This window comes from Streptomyces sp. C36, from assembly GCF_040932295.1.
In the GTDB taxonomy this organism is placed as follows: Bacteria; Actinomycetota; Actinomycetes; order Streptomycetales; family Streptomycetaceae; genus Streptomyces; species Streptomyces triculaminicus.
Genome location: NZ_JBFQGI010000006.1, coordinates 314695 through 329658 on the forward strand (window position 1 = coordinate 314695; position 14964 = coordinate 329658).

General features: G+C 69.4%; 13 protein-coding genes. 6 read left to right on the plus strand and 7 right to left on the minus strand.

The genetic code is table 11. From position 1 onward, the window contains the following. Nucleotides 1-11: 11 nt before the first annotated feature. On the minus strand, nucleotides 12-470 hold the full coding sequence (locus AB4K12_RS20585) for a winged helix-turn-helix transcriptional regulator (RefSeq protein ID WP_368435570.1): 459 nt from the start codon (nucleotides 468-470) through the stop codon (nucleotides 12-14). Nucleotides 471-557: 87 nt separating this feature from the next. Between AB4K12_RS20585 and AB4K12_RS20590 the strand changes: the two genes are divergently transcribed. Next, the gene (locus AB4K12_RS20590) at nucleotides 558-1787 is read left to right on the plus strand and encodes an MFS transporter (RefSeq protein WP_368435571.1); all 1230 of its coding nucleotides are present in this window, start codon (nucleotides 558-560) and stop codon (nucleotides 1785-1787) included. A gap of 288 nt (nucleotides 1788-2075) precedes the next feature. Next, complete coding sequence (locus AB4K12_RS20595) at nucleotides 2076-2498, plus strand: nuclear transport factor 2 family protein (RefSeq protein ID WP_368435572.1); 423 nt, start codon at nucleotides 2076-2078, stop codon at nucleotides 2496-2498. Between the two features lie 63 nt (nucleotides 2499-2561). Here the strand turns inward: AB4K12_RS20595 and AB4K12_RS20600 are convergent, their stop codons facing one another. Then, nucleotides 2562-3455, minus strand: a complete 894-nt coding sequence (locus tag AB4K12_RS20600; protein ID WP_368435573.1) for a glycoside hydrolase family 19 protein — start codon at nucleotides 3453-3455, stop codon at nucleotides 2562-2564. Between the two features lie 383 nt (nucleotides 3456-3838). On the opposite strand from AB4K12_RS20600, the gene AB4K12_RS20605 reads away from it, so the two are divergent. Together AB4K12_RS20605 and AB4K12_RS20610 are read left to right on the plus strand one after the other, a co-directional pair. Beyond that, entirely contained in the window at nucleotides 3839-4261 is a 423-nt protein-coding gene (locus AB4K12_RS20605; RefSeq protein ID WP_368435574.1) for a cysteine/serine endopeptidase inhibitor, read from the plus strand. 237 nt (nucleotides 4262-4498) lie between these two features. After that, nucleotides 4499-5119, plus strand: coding sequence for a hypothetical protein (locus AB4K12_RS20610; RefSeq protein ID WP_368435575.1), 621 nt, complete (start codon nucleotides 4499-4501; stop codon nucleotides 5117-5119). A 97-nt stretch (nucleotides 5120-5216) separates the two neighbouring features. Here AB4K12_RS20610 and AB4K12_RS20615 read toward each other — a convergent pair whose 3' ends face one another. Then, nucleotides 5217-5543, minus strand: coding sequence for a carboxymuconolactone decarboxylase family protein (locus AB4K12_RS20615; protein ID WP_045934167.1), 327 nt, complete (start codon nucleotides 5541-5543; stop codon nucleotides 5217-5219). 148 nt (nucleotides 5544-5691) lie between these two features. Continuing rightward, the gene (locus AB4K12_RS20620; protein WP_368435576.1) at nucleotides 5692-8358 is read right to left on the minus strand and encodes a SpoIIE family protein phosphatase; all 2667 of its coding nucleotides are present in this window, start codon (nucleotides 8356-8358) and stop codon (nucleotides 5692-5694) included. A 260-nt stretch (nucleotides 8359-8618) separates the two neighbouring features. Between AB4K12_RS20620 and AB4K12_RS20625 the strand changes: the two genes are divergently transcribed. After that, nucleotides 8619-10757 (plus strand): SpoIIE family protein phosphatase, encoded by a 2139-nt coding sequence (locus tag AB4K12_RS20625; protein ID WP_368435577.1) that lies wholly within the window; start codon nucleotides 8619-8621, stop codon nucleotides 10755-10757. A gap of 75 nt (nucleotides 10758-10832) precedes the next feature. On the opposite strand, the gene AB4K12_RS20630 is transcribed toward AB4K12_RS20625, so the two are convergent. The 3 genes from AB4K12_RS20630 to AB4K12_RS20640 form a co-directional block, all read right to left on the minus strand. Further along, nucleotides 10833-12134 carry a protein-glutamine gamma-glutamyltransferase gene (locus tag AB4K12_RS20630; protein WP_368435578.1) on the minus strand — a complete coding sequence of 434 codons (1302 nt, stop codon included), beginning with the start codon at nucleotides 12132-12134 and terminating at the stop codon, nucleotides 10833-10835. A gap of 114 nt (nucleotides 12135-12248) precedes the next feature. Further along, complete coding sequence (locus AB4K12_RS20635) at nucleotides 12249-12515, minus strand: hypothetical protein (protein ID WP_368435579.1); 267 nt, start codon at nucleotides 12513-12515, stop codon at nucleotides 12249-12251. A gap of 257 nt (nucleotides 12516-12772) precedes the next feature. Continuing rightward, a complete protein-coding gene (locus AB4K12_RS20640) occupies nucleotides 12773-13339 on the minus strand; it encodes a TetR/AcrR family transcriptional regulator (protein ID WP_368435580.1) in 567 nt (188 codons plus the stop codon). Nucleotides 13340-13490: 151 nt separating this feature from the next. Between AB4K12_RS20640 and AB4K12_RS20645 the strand changes: the two genes are divergently transcribed. Beyond that, nucleotides 13491-14960: an MFS transporter gene (locus AB4K12_RS20645; RefSeq protein ID WP_368435701.1), complete on the plus strand. Its 1470-nt coding sequence runs from the start codon at nucleotides 13491-13493 to the stop codon at nucleotides 14958-14960. The last annotated feature ends 4 nt before the right edge of the window (nucleotides 14961-14964 follow it).

The window sequence follows — 14964 nt, forward strand, 5'->3', positions numbered from 1 at the left end:
TTTGCCGGTCTCTAGCCGGCCCTGCGCACATGAGTGCTGTCGGCGTCGACAAGGGCGCCGTCGGCGCCGGCCGGCGCGATGTCCGGCACAGGGGTGCCGTGCTGGTCGACAAGGGTGGAGTGGGTCTCGCCCGGATCGAAGGCGTGGCGCTCCCCCCACTGCCGCAGGGTGAGGATGACCGCGAAGAGGTCGCGTCCGGCGTCCGTGAGCACGTATTCCTGGCGGCGGCCCGACGGCGCGGTGCGCTGGACGAGGAGCCCGTGAGCGATGAGCTTGCGGAGCCGGTCCGTGAGGATGTTGCGGGCGATGCCGGTGCGTCGCTGGAACTCGGTGAACGACCGTGCCCCGTCCATCGCGTCACGGACGACGAGCAGGCTCCACCTGTCGCCGACGAGGTCGAGCGTACGGGCGACGGGGCAGTCGGGGTCGGTCCAGCCGGAGTTCGGGGCGTACGCGGTGGTACGCGACATGACACCTCCCGATGGGTTGCGGATTGAAACCATCATGCCGTACCGTCAAAACGGTTGCAATCTGCTACTGATTGGGGATGGGGCGCGATGAACGTGTGGCGGCGTCTGCTGCTCGCGGTGGTATGCGGTGTCGCGGTGGCGAGTATCTATGCCGCGCAACCGGTTCTGGAGCCGATGGGGCACGATCTCGGCCTGTCGGCGGACCTCTCCGGGTGGATCGTCTCGACCGGCCAGTTCGGCTACATCGCGGGGCTGTTGCTGCTGGTTCCGCTCGGCGATGTGGTGGCCGACAGGCGCCGGCTTATCGCCGTGCACCTGGTGGTCACCGCGGCGGGCATGCTCCTCACGGCCACGGCGGCGGCCGCGTGGATGGCGTTCCTGGGGCTCGCGATGGCCGGGGTGTTCGCGGTGGTGGTGCAGACCACGGTGGCCTACGCCGCGTCGGTCTCACCACCCTCCGAACGCGGACGGAACATCGGTGTCGTGACCTCGGGCGTCGTGATCGGCATCCTGGGCGCGCGGGTCGTCACCGGCGCGCTGGCCGACATGTGGAGCTGGCGGAGCATCTACGCCGTGCTCGCGGCGCTGTCGGTCGGGCTCGCGGCCCTCGTCCTCGCCGTACTGCCGCCGGACGAGCGCCCCGACGGACACGCGGGTCCGGGGTACAAGAAGACCCTCGCCTCACTCGGCGAAGTGTTCACGGATCGTCTCTTCCTGACCCGCGGGCTCATCACGTTCTTCCTCTTCGCGTCGTTCGGAACCCTGTGGAGCGGAGTGGCCCTGCCGCTGGCGGACGCGCCGTGGCACCTGAACGAGAGCCAGATCGGTCTCTTCGGCATCGCAGGCCTCGCCGGCGCGCTCGGCGCGGCACGCGCGGGACGATGGGCGGACGCGGGACGGGCGATCCCGGTCAGCGGTTTCGCGCTCGTCCTGCTGATCGCCTCCTGGGCGGCGATCGGGCAGCTGACGTGGGCGCTGTGGCTCCTCGTCATCGGAATCATCGCCCTCGACTTCGCCGTCCAGGCCGTGCACGTGAGCAACCAGCACATGCTCACCTCCGCGCACCCGGACCGCCTCAGCACCGTCATCGGCAGCTACATGGTCTTCTACTCGCTCGGCTCCGCCCTCGGCGCGGCCGCGACCACCTCCCTCTACACCTCCCACGGCTGGGCGGGCTCCAGCCTCCTCGGGGCCGGCTTCGCGGCCTGCGGGCTGATCGTCTGGGCGACCAACCGGAGGCTGCCGGCCGGTGGCGCGCACATCCCGACGGAGGGAGCGGCCACACTGCGGGTGCGGGAGGAAACGCAGGTTCTCTGAGCGCTCCTTGGCCTCCGCGGAGCAGTGCCGGGACCTGGGCCTCCTTGCCTCATGCACGAGGCGAGAGGGCCCAGGTCCTCGCGTCAGCGCCTGCCGGCTGGTGGTCAGCTCTTCGGCGGCCCGCCCGAAGTACGGCGCGCCGCTGACCTTGTGTGACAACCGTTCGTTGTCGGTCAGGCGGATGCGTTGTTGGCCGGGCCACCGCCCCGCGCGGTCAGATGGTCCCAGACGCCACACCCGATCACATCCGAACGACCGGGAATCGACAACCGCCGAAGGAACACGACCATGACCATGGCCATGACCAGCACCGACCCCAGGACCGTCGTCATCCGCTACGTCGAAGCCGTCCGCGACGGCGACGCCGACGTCATCCACGACAGCTTCGCCGAGGACGCGACCTGGCACTACCCGGGCGACCTGCCCATCTCCAAGGTGTGGCGCGGCCGCGACGTGATCATCAACGACTTCCTCGGCGGCATGGGACCGATCCTCGTCCCCGGCACCTTGGAGGTCGAACTGGTCAGCACGATCGCCGAAGGCGACCGCGTGGTCGCCGAATGGACCTCCAAGGCCAAGACCGTCCACGGCGGCACCTACGACACCCGCTGCCTCGGCATCTACACCGTCCGCGACGGAAAGATCACCTCCGTCGTCGAATACGCCGACACCCAGCACGTGGCCGCGATCCTCTTCCCGGACGTCGACTGAGATGTTCTCGCTGTCGGGATGGAAAATGCGCCGCGGACCTGCCGCGGCCGCATTTCCCGGGGCTCAGCAGTAGAGGTCGCCGCCCGGAGCCACACCCAGTGTCCGGGCGAATCGCTGGTAGCTGTTCACCCGGCTCTGCACCTGGGCGGGGTTGCGGCCGTCGCATTCCACGGCGCCGTTGATGCTGCGGATGGTCTGCCCGAATCCACGGCTGTTGACCATCGCGTCGTGCGGCGTCATGGTGCCGGGGCCGCGCTGGGTGTTCCAGTACCACAGGGCGGTTTTCCAGGAGACGGCCGCGTCGGTCTGGACGAGCGACGGATTGTTCAGCAAGTTGATTCCGAGGGCGTCGCCCGCCGCCTTGTAGTTGAAGTTCCAGCTGAGCTGGAGAGGACCGCGGCCGTAATAGGCGGCCTGGCCGGCCGGGCAGCCGTAGGGCTGGTTCCGGTCGCAGTAGTGGGGATAGTTGGCCGTGTTCTGCTCCACGATGTGGACCAGGCCCCCGGTCTCGTGGTCGACGTTGGCCAGGAAGGCCGCGGCCTCCTGCCGCTTGACCTGGTCACTGCCGGTGTTGGCGAATCCCGGGTACGCGGCCAGCGCCGCGACCAGCCCGTTGTACGTGTAGAAGGAGTTCCGGCCCGGGAACATCTGCTGGAACTGAGCCTCCGTCACGGGGAACTTTCCGGTCCCCGGGTTCCCGCCTCCCTGACAGGTGTACGGGTCCCAGTACCACGTGCTGATGAGCGGGTCGTAGCCGGGATTGTCGTGCTCGGCGATGTAGTACGTGCCGTCCGTATACCGGACGACCGTACCCGCCGGATACCAGGCGCCGGCCGTCCAGGCGGCCGCGTTGTCGCACGGGCCGGCGGCACTCGCCGTGCCGGACGGCACGGCGAGTGCCGTACCGAACAGAGCCAGTACGGCCAGTAGCAAGGTGACGAAGCGGTTTCTTCTCATGGCGGCTCCTGTGGGATTCGGATCGCTGAGGTGACACTCGCTTGCGGAAAGCGCGACGGGGCCGGCGGTGGACACCGCGGCCCGTCTTCCTTGCGCAGTGAATAACTCTTCAACTTCGCTGTCAACGACATGCATCACGGGCGGCCAAACCAGGTTCATTTGGCACCCGGTTCCGGACAACTGTCGCTGCGGGGGCTTGCGTCGGCGTCGTCCCGCATGGCACTCATGGACCGAAAGCCTGACGCGTGCCGAAGAAATGCCGCTGTCCTTCGGCTTCCTGACCGGCGAGCCATGAAGGCTCTGTGATGCCGGTTTCCGGGGCGCTCGCTCCACGGGTCCGTGGAGTACACCCGCCCGCCATTACCTCTGAACGAGGAGAGACCATGCGTGGAATCAGAGCTGTGCGCTCCGTGGCCGTCGTCCTGGCCGCCGCGGCCACCGGAATCGCCGTCGCCGCGGGGCCGGCGTCCGCCGACGTTCCGATCGGCAAGCCGATGAACGGAAAGATGACCTACTACACCGACAAGGGATTCGGCGCCTGCGGGACGCCCATCGACGCGAACTCCCAGGACCTGGTCGCGGTCTCACCCTCGTGGTGGACCTCCGCCAACCCCAACAACGACCCTCTCTGCAAGGGCATATCGGTCGAGGTCAGCTACAACGGCAAGACCATCCGAGTGCCGGTCAGGGACAAGTGCCTCTCGTGCGACCGCACCCACATCGACCTCGGCCGGCCGGCCTTCCAGAAGCTGGCACCGCTCGACCGGGGCGTGGTCAACGGCATCACCTGGAAGTTCGTACGCTGAGCCCAGGACCCGGCCCCCTGCCGCATGCACTCGTGGCAGGCCGATCGGACAGCGCTACCTGAGCCCCGTGCCCTCGCCTGTCCGGCTGCCTGTCCGGGCACCGCGTCGACCAGGCCGGACAGGCACGCCTGTCCGGGACAATCGCAAACCGTTGCCCCAAGCCCGACGCTCCCGGAGGCTGCGACGTGTCCAGTCGACATCGGACACGTCGAGCCGACATGAAGGGAAACGGGAAACATGCGGAAATGGAAAGCGGCTTCGCTGACCGCGGTGGCCGGCGCCATCGCACTGACGGGCGTCACCGCGCCCGAGGGCCACGCGAGCGCGGCGGGGGCGAGCGCGGGCGCTCTGTCAGCCGAAGTCGTCACGACCCTCGACAGGATGAAGGCGACCCACGACCTGACGCCCGCGGACCGTGCCGTCCTGCGCAAGCACCCCGAGGTCGCCGCACAGATCCTCGACCCCGCCTCCGCCACGGTCTCCGAGACCGTGCGCCCGGCTACCCTGCGGGGCATCACCTGCAAGACGTACAACCGCTACATCGCCTACTCCACGCTCCTGGGCGCGAAGGCGTTCGACTGGCACCACGAGATATACATCTGTCCCAAGGGCGCCAAGGGCGTGCACCGTGTCTCGCGCCGCCAGTACGTCGCCAACCGGGACGTGAACTTCTACCTGCGCGCCCCCCAGCAGAACGACGAAGTCGGCCAGGACACGCAGTGGTACTCGTCCGCCTACACCGGCGTGGTGCAGAACTGCGTCTTCCACTACGGCTGCATCGGCGAGCGGTACCCGTACAGCAAGTTCGTGGTCAACGGCGGGACGGGGCACGTCGACTACTACTTCCGCAAGGGCTGAAACCACCACTGGCCGTAAGGGCCGTGGGGCCCGGGCACAGCAGACCCGGGCCCCACGGCCCCGGCACTTCTCCGGCCGGAAGAGACCCCGCCTGCTCTCAGCCCTGGCCTTCGATCTCGGCATCGGCGACGGCGATGGCGATGCCGAGTGCCGTGGCGATGTTGCCTGCTGCCGTCATGACGCGGGCGGTGCCCACGATGGGTGCGATGGCGACCAGGACGTCCTGTAGTCGTTCGGAGGTCAGGCCGGCCTTGAGGGCAGGGTCGATATGGGCCACGTAGGAGATGGGCGGGGCATCCGAAGCGGCGAGTGCCGCGATGCGCGTGAGGATGAGCATGTCCGGAGCCATCCCGCATCGCTCGAGCGAGTCGACCGTCATGGCGGCGAGGGTGTCCAGGACAGGGGTTTCCGATGCAGTGGACATATCGCATGCCCTCCTGGTGAGTTTCGAGCCCGAGATGTGAGGCGGAAGGAACCGGGTTCCGCGAGTGTGGGGCCTTCCCCCAACCCTAGAACCCATTCGGGCCTCGCGCATGGGCGCAGGGTTCGCCGCGCCGACCGAGGCGGGGGGCTCACTCCGCAGTCGGCAAGGGCTGCTCGGCCCAGATGGTCTTGCCGCTGGGGGCGTAGCGGGTGCCCCACCGCTGGGTGAGCTGGGCGACGATGAACAGGCCCCGGCCCCCTTCGTCGTCGGCGGCGGCGTGCCGCAGGTGCGGCGAGGTGTGGCCGGTGTCGGCGACCTCGCAGACGAGGCTGCGGTCACGGATCAGCCGGATGTGGACCGGCCCGCCGGAGGCGTAGCGGACGGCGTTGGTGACCAGTTCGCTGACGATCAGCTCGGTCGTGAAGGACAGGTCCTCGAGCCCCCACTCCCCCAGCTGCCCGCTGGTGACGGACCGGGCCCGCGCGACGCTCGCGGGGTCGGCGGCCACCTCCCAGACCGCCACCTCGTGCTCGCCGAGCATCCGGGTACGGACCAGGAGCAGGGCCGCGTCGTCGTCCACCGGGCCGGGCAGCAGCTCGGCCACGGTGCGGTCGCAGAGCTCCTCCAGGGCACTGTGGCACTCGGTGAGGACGCCGGTGAGCAGGCCGAGCGCCGTCTCGGTGTCGTGGTCCGGGGCCTGGACGAGACCGTCGGTGAACAGGGCGAGCAGGCTGCCGGCGGGCAGCTGGAGTTCCATGCTCTGGAAGGGCGCGCCGCCCAGGCCCAGGGGCGGGCCCTCCGGGAGGTCCGGGCGGCTGACGGTACCGCGGGCGGGGTCGACGACGACGGGTGGCGAGTGGCCCGCGCGTGCCATGCTGCACTGCCCGGACACCGGGTCGTAGACGGCGTACAGGCAGGTGACCCCCAGGGCCTCGTCGCCGCCGGCCCCCGGCGTGCTCTCGCCGCGGCCGTACGCCCGCTCCTCGGCGGCGCGCTCCTCGGCGGTCCGCCCGACCACGTCGTCCAGGCGCGCGAGCAGCTCGTCCGGGGCGAGGTCGAGCCGGGCCAGGACGCGTACGCTCGTACGCAGCCGGCCCATGGTGGCGGCGGCGCGCAGCCCGTGGCCGCGCACGTCCCCGACCACCAGGCCGACCCTGGAGCTCGACAGCGGGATGACGTCGAACCAGTCGCCGCCCACCCCGGAGCGGCTGTCGGCGGGCACGTAGCGGCTGGCCGCCTCGACCCCGGTCAGCGATGGCAGGCGGTGGGGCAGCAGACCGCGTTGCAGTTTGAGGGCGGCGGTGTGTTCGCGCGTGATGACCAGCATCAGGACGACACCGACCAGCAGGGCGCCCAGGCCCACGACGCTCACCCCGCCGGTCCGGCCGAGGAGCGGCAGGTCGAAGGAGGTCGAGCCGTAGTCCGGGGCGGCGTAGACGACGAAGGCGGCGTAGCAGAACAGGCTGAGCATCAGGAGCCCGCCCAGCCCTGGAAGCACCCCCTTGAACAGCAGGTCCCGGGGGCTGCGTGTGAGCCGCCCGCGGTAGCACCAGACGCAGGCGAAGCCGGTGAGGCCGTAGTAGAAGGCGATCGCGAGGCCGACCGCGCTGATGGAGTCGGCCAGCACATCGTGGCTGATCACGGTCAGCAGGACGAGGAAGCCCATGGAGACCAGGCCCATGCCGACGGTCGACCAGGTCGGGGTGAGGAACCGGCGGTGCACCCGGGCGAAGCGCGAGGGGACGGCCTTGTGGGCCGCCATGGAGAAGACGGTGCGGGCCAGCGGCAGGATGGTGGTCTGGGTGGACGCGACCGCCGAGGTCAGCACCGTGAAGATGAGCAGCTTGGTGAGGAACCAGCCGGGGCCCGTGGTGCCGAAGACGGCACCGCCCAGGCCGGAGAGCACGTCCCCGGAGTTGGCCGCGTTGCCCAGACCGGCGCCCTCGGTGCCGATCCCGGCGAACGCCTGCGCCGACGTCGACACCAGGGCGTAGATGCCCAGCAGGAGCACGGTGGAGACGATCGCCGCCCGTCCGGGGGTGTGCCTGCTGTCGGCGGTCTCCTCGTTGACCGCGACGGCGGTGTCCCAGCCCCAGTAGATGAAGACCGCGGCGAGGAGGCCCGCGGTCAGCTCCTTGGCCGACGGCACATGGAGGGGGTTGAACCAGGAGGCGGAGACGTGGATCGCCGTCGGCGGCCCGTCGGTGTAGACCCTGACCAGGGCGGTCACCGCGAACAGGATCAGCACCGCCACCTCGGCGCACACCAGCCAGCGCTGGAGGGCCGCCGACACCTCGATGCCCACGTAGCAGACCGTGGTCATCACGGCGATCCAGGTGACCCCCGCGACGGTGGTCCACAGCCGGTCCTCGGCGAGCGAGTCGAACCCCAGCAGCCGGAAGCCGTAGATGCCGGCGATCTCCGCGAGGTTCGCCATGGCGATGACGTCGGCGACGATGATGCCCCAGCCGCCCATCCAGCCGATGCGCGGCCCGAAGGCGCGGGAGGCCCAGGTGAAGGTGGTCCCGCAGTCGGCGTCGCCCGCGTTGAGCTCCCGGTAGGCGTACGCGATCAGCAGCATCGGGACGAAGGCCAGCATCGTCACGATCGGCGCCTGGAGGCCGACCCCCACGACGATCAGGCCGAGCGTCGCCGCCAGGCTGTACGCCGGAGCGGTGGAGGACAGGCCCATGGCGACCGAGGAGAACAGTCCCAGGGCACCGGCCTTGAGCCCCTTCTCGCCCGGGCCGGGGCCGGGCGCGAGCGGCGCGGGGGACCCGACCGGACCATCGAAGAGCTTCACCTCTGCATTCATCTCCGCATCTCGCCTGGAGAGCCGGCACGCCCGAGAGAACTCGTGATCACCATTTTCCCCGGGGTCGATCGGGTCCGCCAGACGAGCGATGACGCTCCGTGCAGGTGCGGGTCGCCGCACGGAGCGCGGGAATCCGCGCGGCGATGTGTCGGAGGCGATGTGTCAGAGTGGAGGTACGACGCGATGGCGCGGGTGAGGACGCGGGAGAAGGTTTCCCTGTCATGCCGGCACAGCCTGATCGCCTCGCCACTGCAGTTCCCATGTTCCTGCACGGGCGGAGCGAGGAGTACACGGACCTGTTCGGGCAGGCTCCGGTGTTCTTCGCTGCGCTGAGCGGCCCGGAACATGTACTGGAGGCGGCGAGTCCGGCGTTTTTCGACGCCTTCGCGGCCGGCCGCACGACCACCGGCATACCGGTCGGGGAGCTGGTTCCGGAACTGGCCCGGCAGGGTGTCCTCGATCGGATCGATGAGGTGTACCGCACCGGCGCTGTGTACCGGAACCGAGGCGGGCACCTCGTGCTCGGTGGGCGAGGGGCCCGACGGGAGGAGTTCTTCGACATCACCTACGAGCCCCGCCGGGATGCGGTCGGCCGGGTCGACGGGGTGACGGTGATCGCGGTGGAGACCACCGCGTACCACCACGCGCAGCTCCTGGCCGCCGAGCAGCGCGTCCTGCTGGAGCAGATCGCGCGCGACGCCCCGCTGAGCGAGATCCTGACCGGCATGGCGAGGGCGATCGAGGAGCTCTCCCCCGACATGATCGTCTCGGTGCTGCTCCTCGATCCCGACGGCCGTCACCTGCGCCACGGCACCGCCCCGCGCCTGCCCGACTTCTACAACGACGCGATCGACGGGATCGCCATCGGCGACGGAGTCGGCTCGTGCGGCACGGCCGCCCACCGGCAGGCACCGGTGATCGTCAGCGACATCGCCACCGACCCCCTGTGGGAGGGCTATCGCGACCTGGCGAAGCGGGCCGGGGTCGCGGCGTGCTGGTCCACGCCGATCCGCGGCTCGGACGGCCGGCTGCTGGGCACTTTCGCGATCTACCATCGCACTCCCAGGGCGCCCGACGACCAGGACCTGGCGCTCAGCGCGGCTTTCACCCGCATCGCCGCCCTGGCGATCGAGCGTCACCGCGCGGTGGAGGCGGGCCATGCCGCCCAGGAGCGGGAGAAGGCGGCTCGTGAGGACCTGGCCTTCGTCCTGGAGGCCAGTACCGCCATCGCGCGCCAGCCGCACTATTTCGACTGCCTCGAGCGTATGGCTCGGTTGACCGTGCCGGCCTTGGCTCCGCTGTGCGCCGTCCACGTGGTCGAGCGCGACCGGATCCGGCGGATCGCCGTCGCCGCCGCCACCCGCGCCGAGGAAGGCATCCTCGCCTCGCCCGAACTGGGCATCGAGATCGACAACGTGGTCGCCCGTGTGCTGGCCTCCGGCACCCCCCGGACCGGTCGGGTCGGCTCCTGTCCGGACGATCTGTCCGCGCATCTCGGCGTCAGCGGTTATGTGTGCGTGCCACTGGCCACCCATGGCCGCACCTTCGGCGTACTGACCCTCCTGACCACCGATCGGCCCCTGGACGGCCACGTCGTCGCCCTGGCCGAGGAGCTCGCCCGCCGGGCCGCTTCCAGCGCCGACAATGCCCGCCAGTTCACCGACCGGGCCAGACTCGCCCGCGACCTGCAGGCCGGCCTGCTGCCTCCCGAGTTGCCCGAGGTCCCCGGCGCCACACTGGCGGCCTCCTACCACCCTGCCGGTGAGGGACTCGACGTCGGTGGCGACTTCTACGACGTCTTCCCGCTTCCCGACGACCGCTGGGCGATCATGATCGGCGACGTATGCGGGCGCGGCGCTCGCGCCGCCGCCACCACCGGCATAGTCCGCCACAGCGCACGCGCCGCCGCCCGCCTCCTCGACGACCCGGCGGCCGTGGTCACCACCATCAACGCCGCACTGACGGATCGGGCGGTCGGCGAGGAATGCTTCGTCTCACTCGTCTATGGCGAACTGCGGCACACCGCATCCCACCTGGCGTTGAACCTGATTCGAGCCGGTCACGTCCCCCCACTCGTGCGCCGGGCCGACGGCACAGTCGAGGAAATCGCCCCACCGGGCCTGCTCCTGGGCATCGGACCCGACCCCGACTCGTCCCCGTGCGGCGTCGACCTGTACCCGGCCGACAGCCTGGTCCTGGTCACCGATGGCATCACCGAGGCCCGTTCCACCAGTGGCGAACTCTTCGGGGAGGATCGCCTGGCCGACGCCCTCGGCGCACTCCGAACCTCCTCCCCTACCGCCGGGATGCTCCTCGAGTCGGTCTCCACCGCGGTCACCGCCTTCGCGGCTGACGCCACGCACGACGACCAAGCAGTGCTGGTCCTCACCGCCACCTGACCACGGACCGGGTCGTGGTCTCCGGCCGTGGACGGAGGAGGGCCGTGGGCGACCCGGCCCTCCTGCCCGATGCTGTTACGGCCAGCCTTGCTGCACCTTGGCGGGGGCGGTGTTCCAGCTCTTGGGTATGAACGTGATCATGTAGGTTCCGCGGTCGAAGTCGGCGTACCCGGCAGACCACTTCCGGAACTTGCTCTCGTATACGTGCATGGGGCCCAGGCCACTGTTGGGCGCGTGATAGTGGTCGCCGTGGGTCCAGACCGTCTTGTCGGCGTCCGCTTCCGTTTGAGCTCCGAACCAGCCGTAGTCGAAATTGACCCAGCTTTCGCCGGGCTTGGCGGGACTGCGCGGGACGCTTCTGTCCTTCGACATGTCGACCAGGCCCGTGCCCTGGTCGGGGCGGAAGGCCTCCGGATCGCCGTACTTCCTCCTGTCGGAGGGGCCCCGCTGGTCCTGCCCGCTCCAGAAGTGCTTCGAGTAGACCACCGCCTTCATCCTGGACGGGTCGTAGTTGCCTCCGTCTCTTTCTTTGAAAGACGGTGTGTTCCTCAGTGCCGAGTAGAAGTTCGAGCGGCTGTCCTCGTGGAGCAGAGCGTCATTGTTGTTCGTGAGCCCCGTCTTGAGGTTGCCGATGTACGTCCCCTCGTCGTGGGCACTTTCCAGGGCCTTGTTCATGATGGACGCCACATCACGCGCCCGCTTGAAACCCTTCTCCTCGTCGAAACTGTCCTTGGCGATGCGACCCTCGAACTCTGCCCGCGTTTCATCGGGCCGGGGGCTGATGTTCTTGAGGTCGTTCTTGTACTTGCCCTCGTCGAAGAACGAAAACGCCAACTTGTTCATCGGGTAGGGACCCGAATTGACCCAGGTGACGCCGACGCAACCGTAGGACAGCTTCTCCCGCTGCTCTTCGGTCATCTGCTGCTTCTTGCCGTCGCGGTGACTGTAGACCTGCTGCCACTTGCGTATGTAGTTGTTGATGACCGTAGTGGCCCTGCCTCCGTAGGCCCGGTACGCATCAGGCATCCTTTCGAGCGGCTCGGCCGGAGGGGTTTCCCTGTCGTCGGTTGAGTCGGGGAACCGGGAGGACGGGCCGGCGCTCGGAGGTAACTCCCCCGTAGGCTTGCCGGGTTGCCCCAGAGTCAGGGCGTTTTCGTTGAGTGCGTTGATGTTCGTGACGTCATCCGCCGTCAGGCCGTGCGTTGCGGCGTAGGACCCGTTCTCTTCCCTGTCGCCGCTGCCGACGGCCTGACTGACCGACGGGATGAATCCGGCGGTGCATATGACCGCACCCGCGGTGGCGAAGGTGAGAAGTCTCCGACGTTTGTACATGAGAATCAACAACTCCCTTGTGGTGAATCTCGTGAACGAGAGCATGCGAGAGCGCGACGCCATGGGGGGGGGAGATGCAGTGGTACGGGAGATGGCGGTGGCGGCGCACTCGTCGCCGGCCCGACGTGGGCTGGTCGGGCGGGTCGGGCGGGGCCGGCGCTACATCAGCGTCGTCGCCGAAGCGACGACGCGGGCCCGGCCCGGGTGGTCGGGGTCGCCGTACCGGACCTCGACGCGCGGGTGGGAGCGCATGAACTCGGTGTCGACCGGGCGGACCTGGTCGAGGTGGTCAACCGTGCGCACGGCGATGTCCGTGTCGTCGTCCGCGTTGATCGTGGCGGGAGTGGCGGCGGTCGCCGGGGCGGTCGTTGCCGCGGTGGCCGCCTGGGCTCCCTGGGCGAGGGGCAGGGCGAGGGCCGCGGTCACAGCGACGGTGGCGAGGGTTCGGAGAGCGGTTCTGCGTATCACTTCTCGACTCCCGGATGAGTGATCGGGTCGATACGAGCAGTGATCATGTCCCGGTGTTAACTTCCCGGCAACATCGCCGCTTTGAAACCGGCCAACCTGCCACTGAGGCGGTATCTGGCCATGCATCTGATCCGGCCCGGCGTGGGGGCGCCCTGCGGCTGCCTCACGGAGCCCTGGCGCCGCGTCCGAGGGCTGATTCAGGGGACCGGGTCAGGTCACAGCAATCGGTCGACCAGCCCGTCGATGTAGTCCGGGGTGAGCGGGCCCATGCCGAACAGGACGCGGATATACATCGGGGCCAGGATGTGGTCCAGCACGCCGAGCGCGTCGGGTGCCTGCTCGCCGCGTTCGCGGGCGCGATCGAGCATGGACTGCAGTTGCCGGGTGCGTTCGTCGCGGAGGGCGTCACGCGCCTGCAGGCCTTGCTGACCGCTGCTCGACAAGGCGACGGCCAGGCGCACCACTGCCAGACCGTCGGGTCCGGTGATCTCGCGGGCCACCTGGGCCGCGTAGGTGCGCAGGTCGCCGGCCAGGCTCCCGGTGTCGGGCATCGGCGACTGCGCGTTGAGGCGGGTGAGCGCCACGTCGGTGAGCAGGGTTTCCAGGTTGCCCCACCGGCGGTAGATGCTGCTGTCGGCCACGCCCGCGCGGGCTGCGACCTCGCCGATGGTGAAGTTGCCGTAGCCGCGCTCACTGATCAGGTCGGTGACGGCCTGGTGCACCTGCACGCCGACGCGGGCGCTGCGCCCGCCGGGCCGCCGGGCTCGCTGTCCCTCGTTCATGCCCCCACCTTAACGCAGTAGCGACTTGCGTTTGTGGGGCAACCCTCCTTACAGTCTCCTAACGCAGTCACTGACTGCTTTAGAGCGCTCAGGTGTATCGCCGCCCACGTCGACCGTGGCCGGGCGCAACCGACGATTGAGAGGAATCCCCATCGCTGCATCGCATGCGGCCGTAGGCAGTCGATCGAACCGGGCCGTGCTGCTCACGGTGACCTGCCTAGGCCAGTTCATGGTCCTGCTCGACAACACGATCGTTGGAGCGGCGCTGCCCGATATGCAGCACCGGCTGCACACTCAGTTGACCGGTCTGCAATGGATCGTCGACGCGTACGTACTGCTGGTCGCCATGCTGCTGCTGTCCGGCGGGATCTTCGCCGACCGGTTCGGCCGCAAGCGGGTGTACCTGACCGGCGTGGTGGTGTTCACCGCCGCGTCGGTGCTGTGCAGCCTCGCTCCCTCGGTCGGCTGGCTGGTCGCCGGCCGGGTGCTGCAGGGCATCGGGGCCGCGGCGCTGAGCCCTGCCTCGCTGGCCCTGCTCGTGGCCGCCCATCCCATGCCGCAAGAACGAGTCAAGGCGATCGGGCTGTGGGCCGGATTCAGCGGAATCGGTCTGGCCGCAGGCCCCGTGGCCGGCGGCGTGCTGACGGAAGCCTTCGGCTGGCCCGCCATCTTCCTGGTCAATCTGCCCATCGGCGTGGTCCTGCTGCTGATCGGCCTGCGCCACCTCGTCGAGTCCCGCAATCCGAGCGCTCCCGCGATCGACATCCCGGGCACGGTGCTGTCCGTTCTGGCGGTGGGGGCGATGACCTACGGGCTGATCGAGGGTGGTGCCCGCGGCTGGACGTCGCCGGTGATCCTGGGCAGCTTCGCCGCCGCGGTGATCCTCCTCGCCGCCTTCGTCGTCGTCGAAGCGCGTCGTCCCGCTCCGATGCTGCCGTTGCGGCTGTTCCGGCAGCGGCTGTTCACCGTGTCCAACACCGCCATGGTCGTGGTGGGGTTCGCGCTCATGGGCTCGTCGTTCTTCTTCTCCCAGTTCTTCGTGTACGTCCAGGGCAGCTCGATCCTGCGCGCCGGCCTGCAGACCCTCCCCGTCTCCCTCGCCATGGTGATCGTCAGCCCGTACGCGGGCCGGCTCGCCGCTCGGTACGGCTTCCGCATCGTGGTCACCATCGGCCTGGCCCTGGCCGGGCTGGGACTGCTGGCGCTGGGCATGGTGCACGCCGACACCGGCTACGGGAACGTGTGGTGGCGGCTGGGAGTCGTCGGCATCGGCTTCGCCCTGACCATGTCCCCGCTGACGGGCGCCGCCATCCAAGCGGTCAGCACGCAGGAAGGCGGCCTCGCCTCCGGCATCAGCAGCACCACCCGGCAGATCGGCGCGGTGCTCGGCGTTGCGGTGCTCGGAGCCGTCGTCCGCACCCGGCAATCCGGCGGCGCCTCCTTCGAGACCGGCCTCAACAGCGCCTTCGTCGCCGCCGGCGCCGTCACATTGGCCACCGCCGTGTTCACCGGCCTGTGGCTGGCGAGGTCCAAGCCCGCGGAAGGCTCCGCGGCGCCGCGACGTTCCACCGATCCAGATGCGGCCACCACCTCGAACGAGGTGTCAGCGAACAGCCGTTGACAAC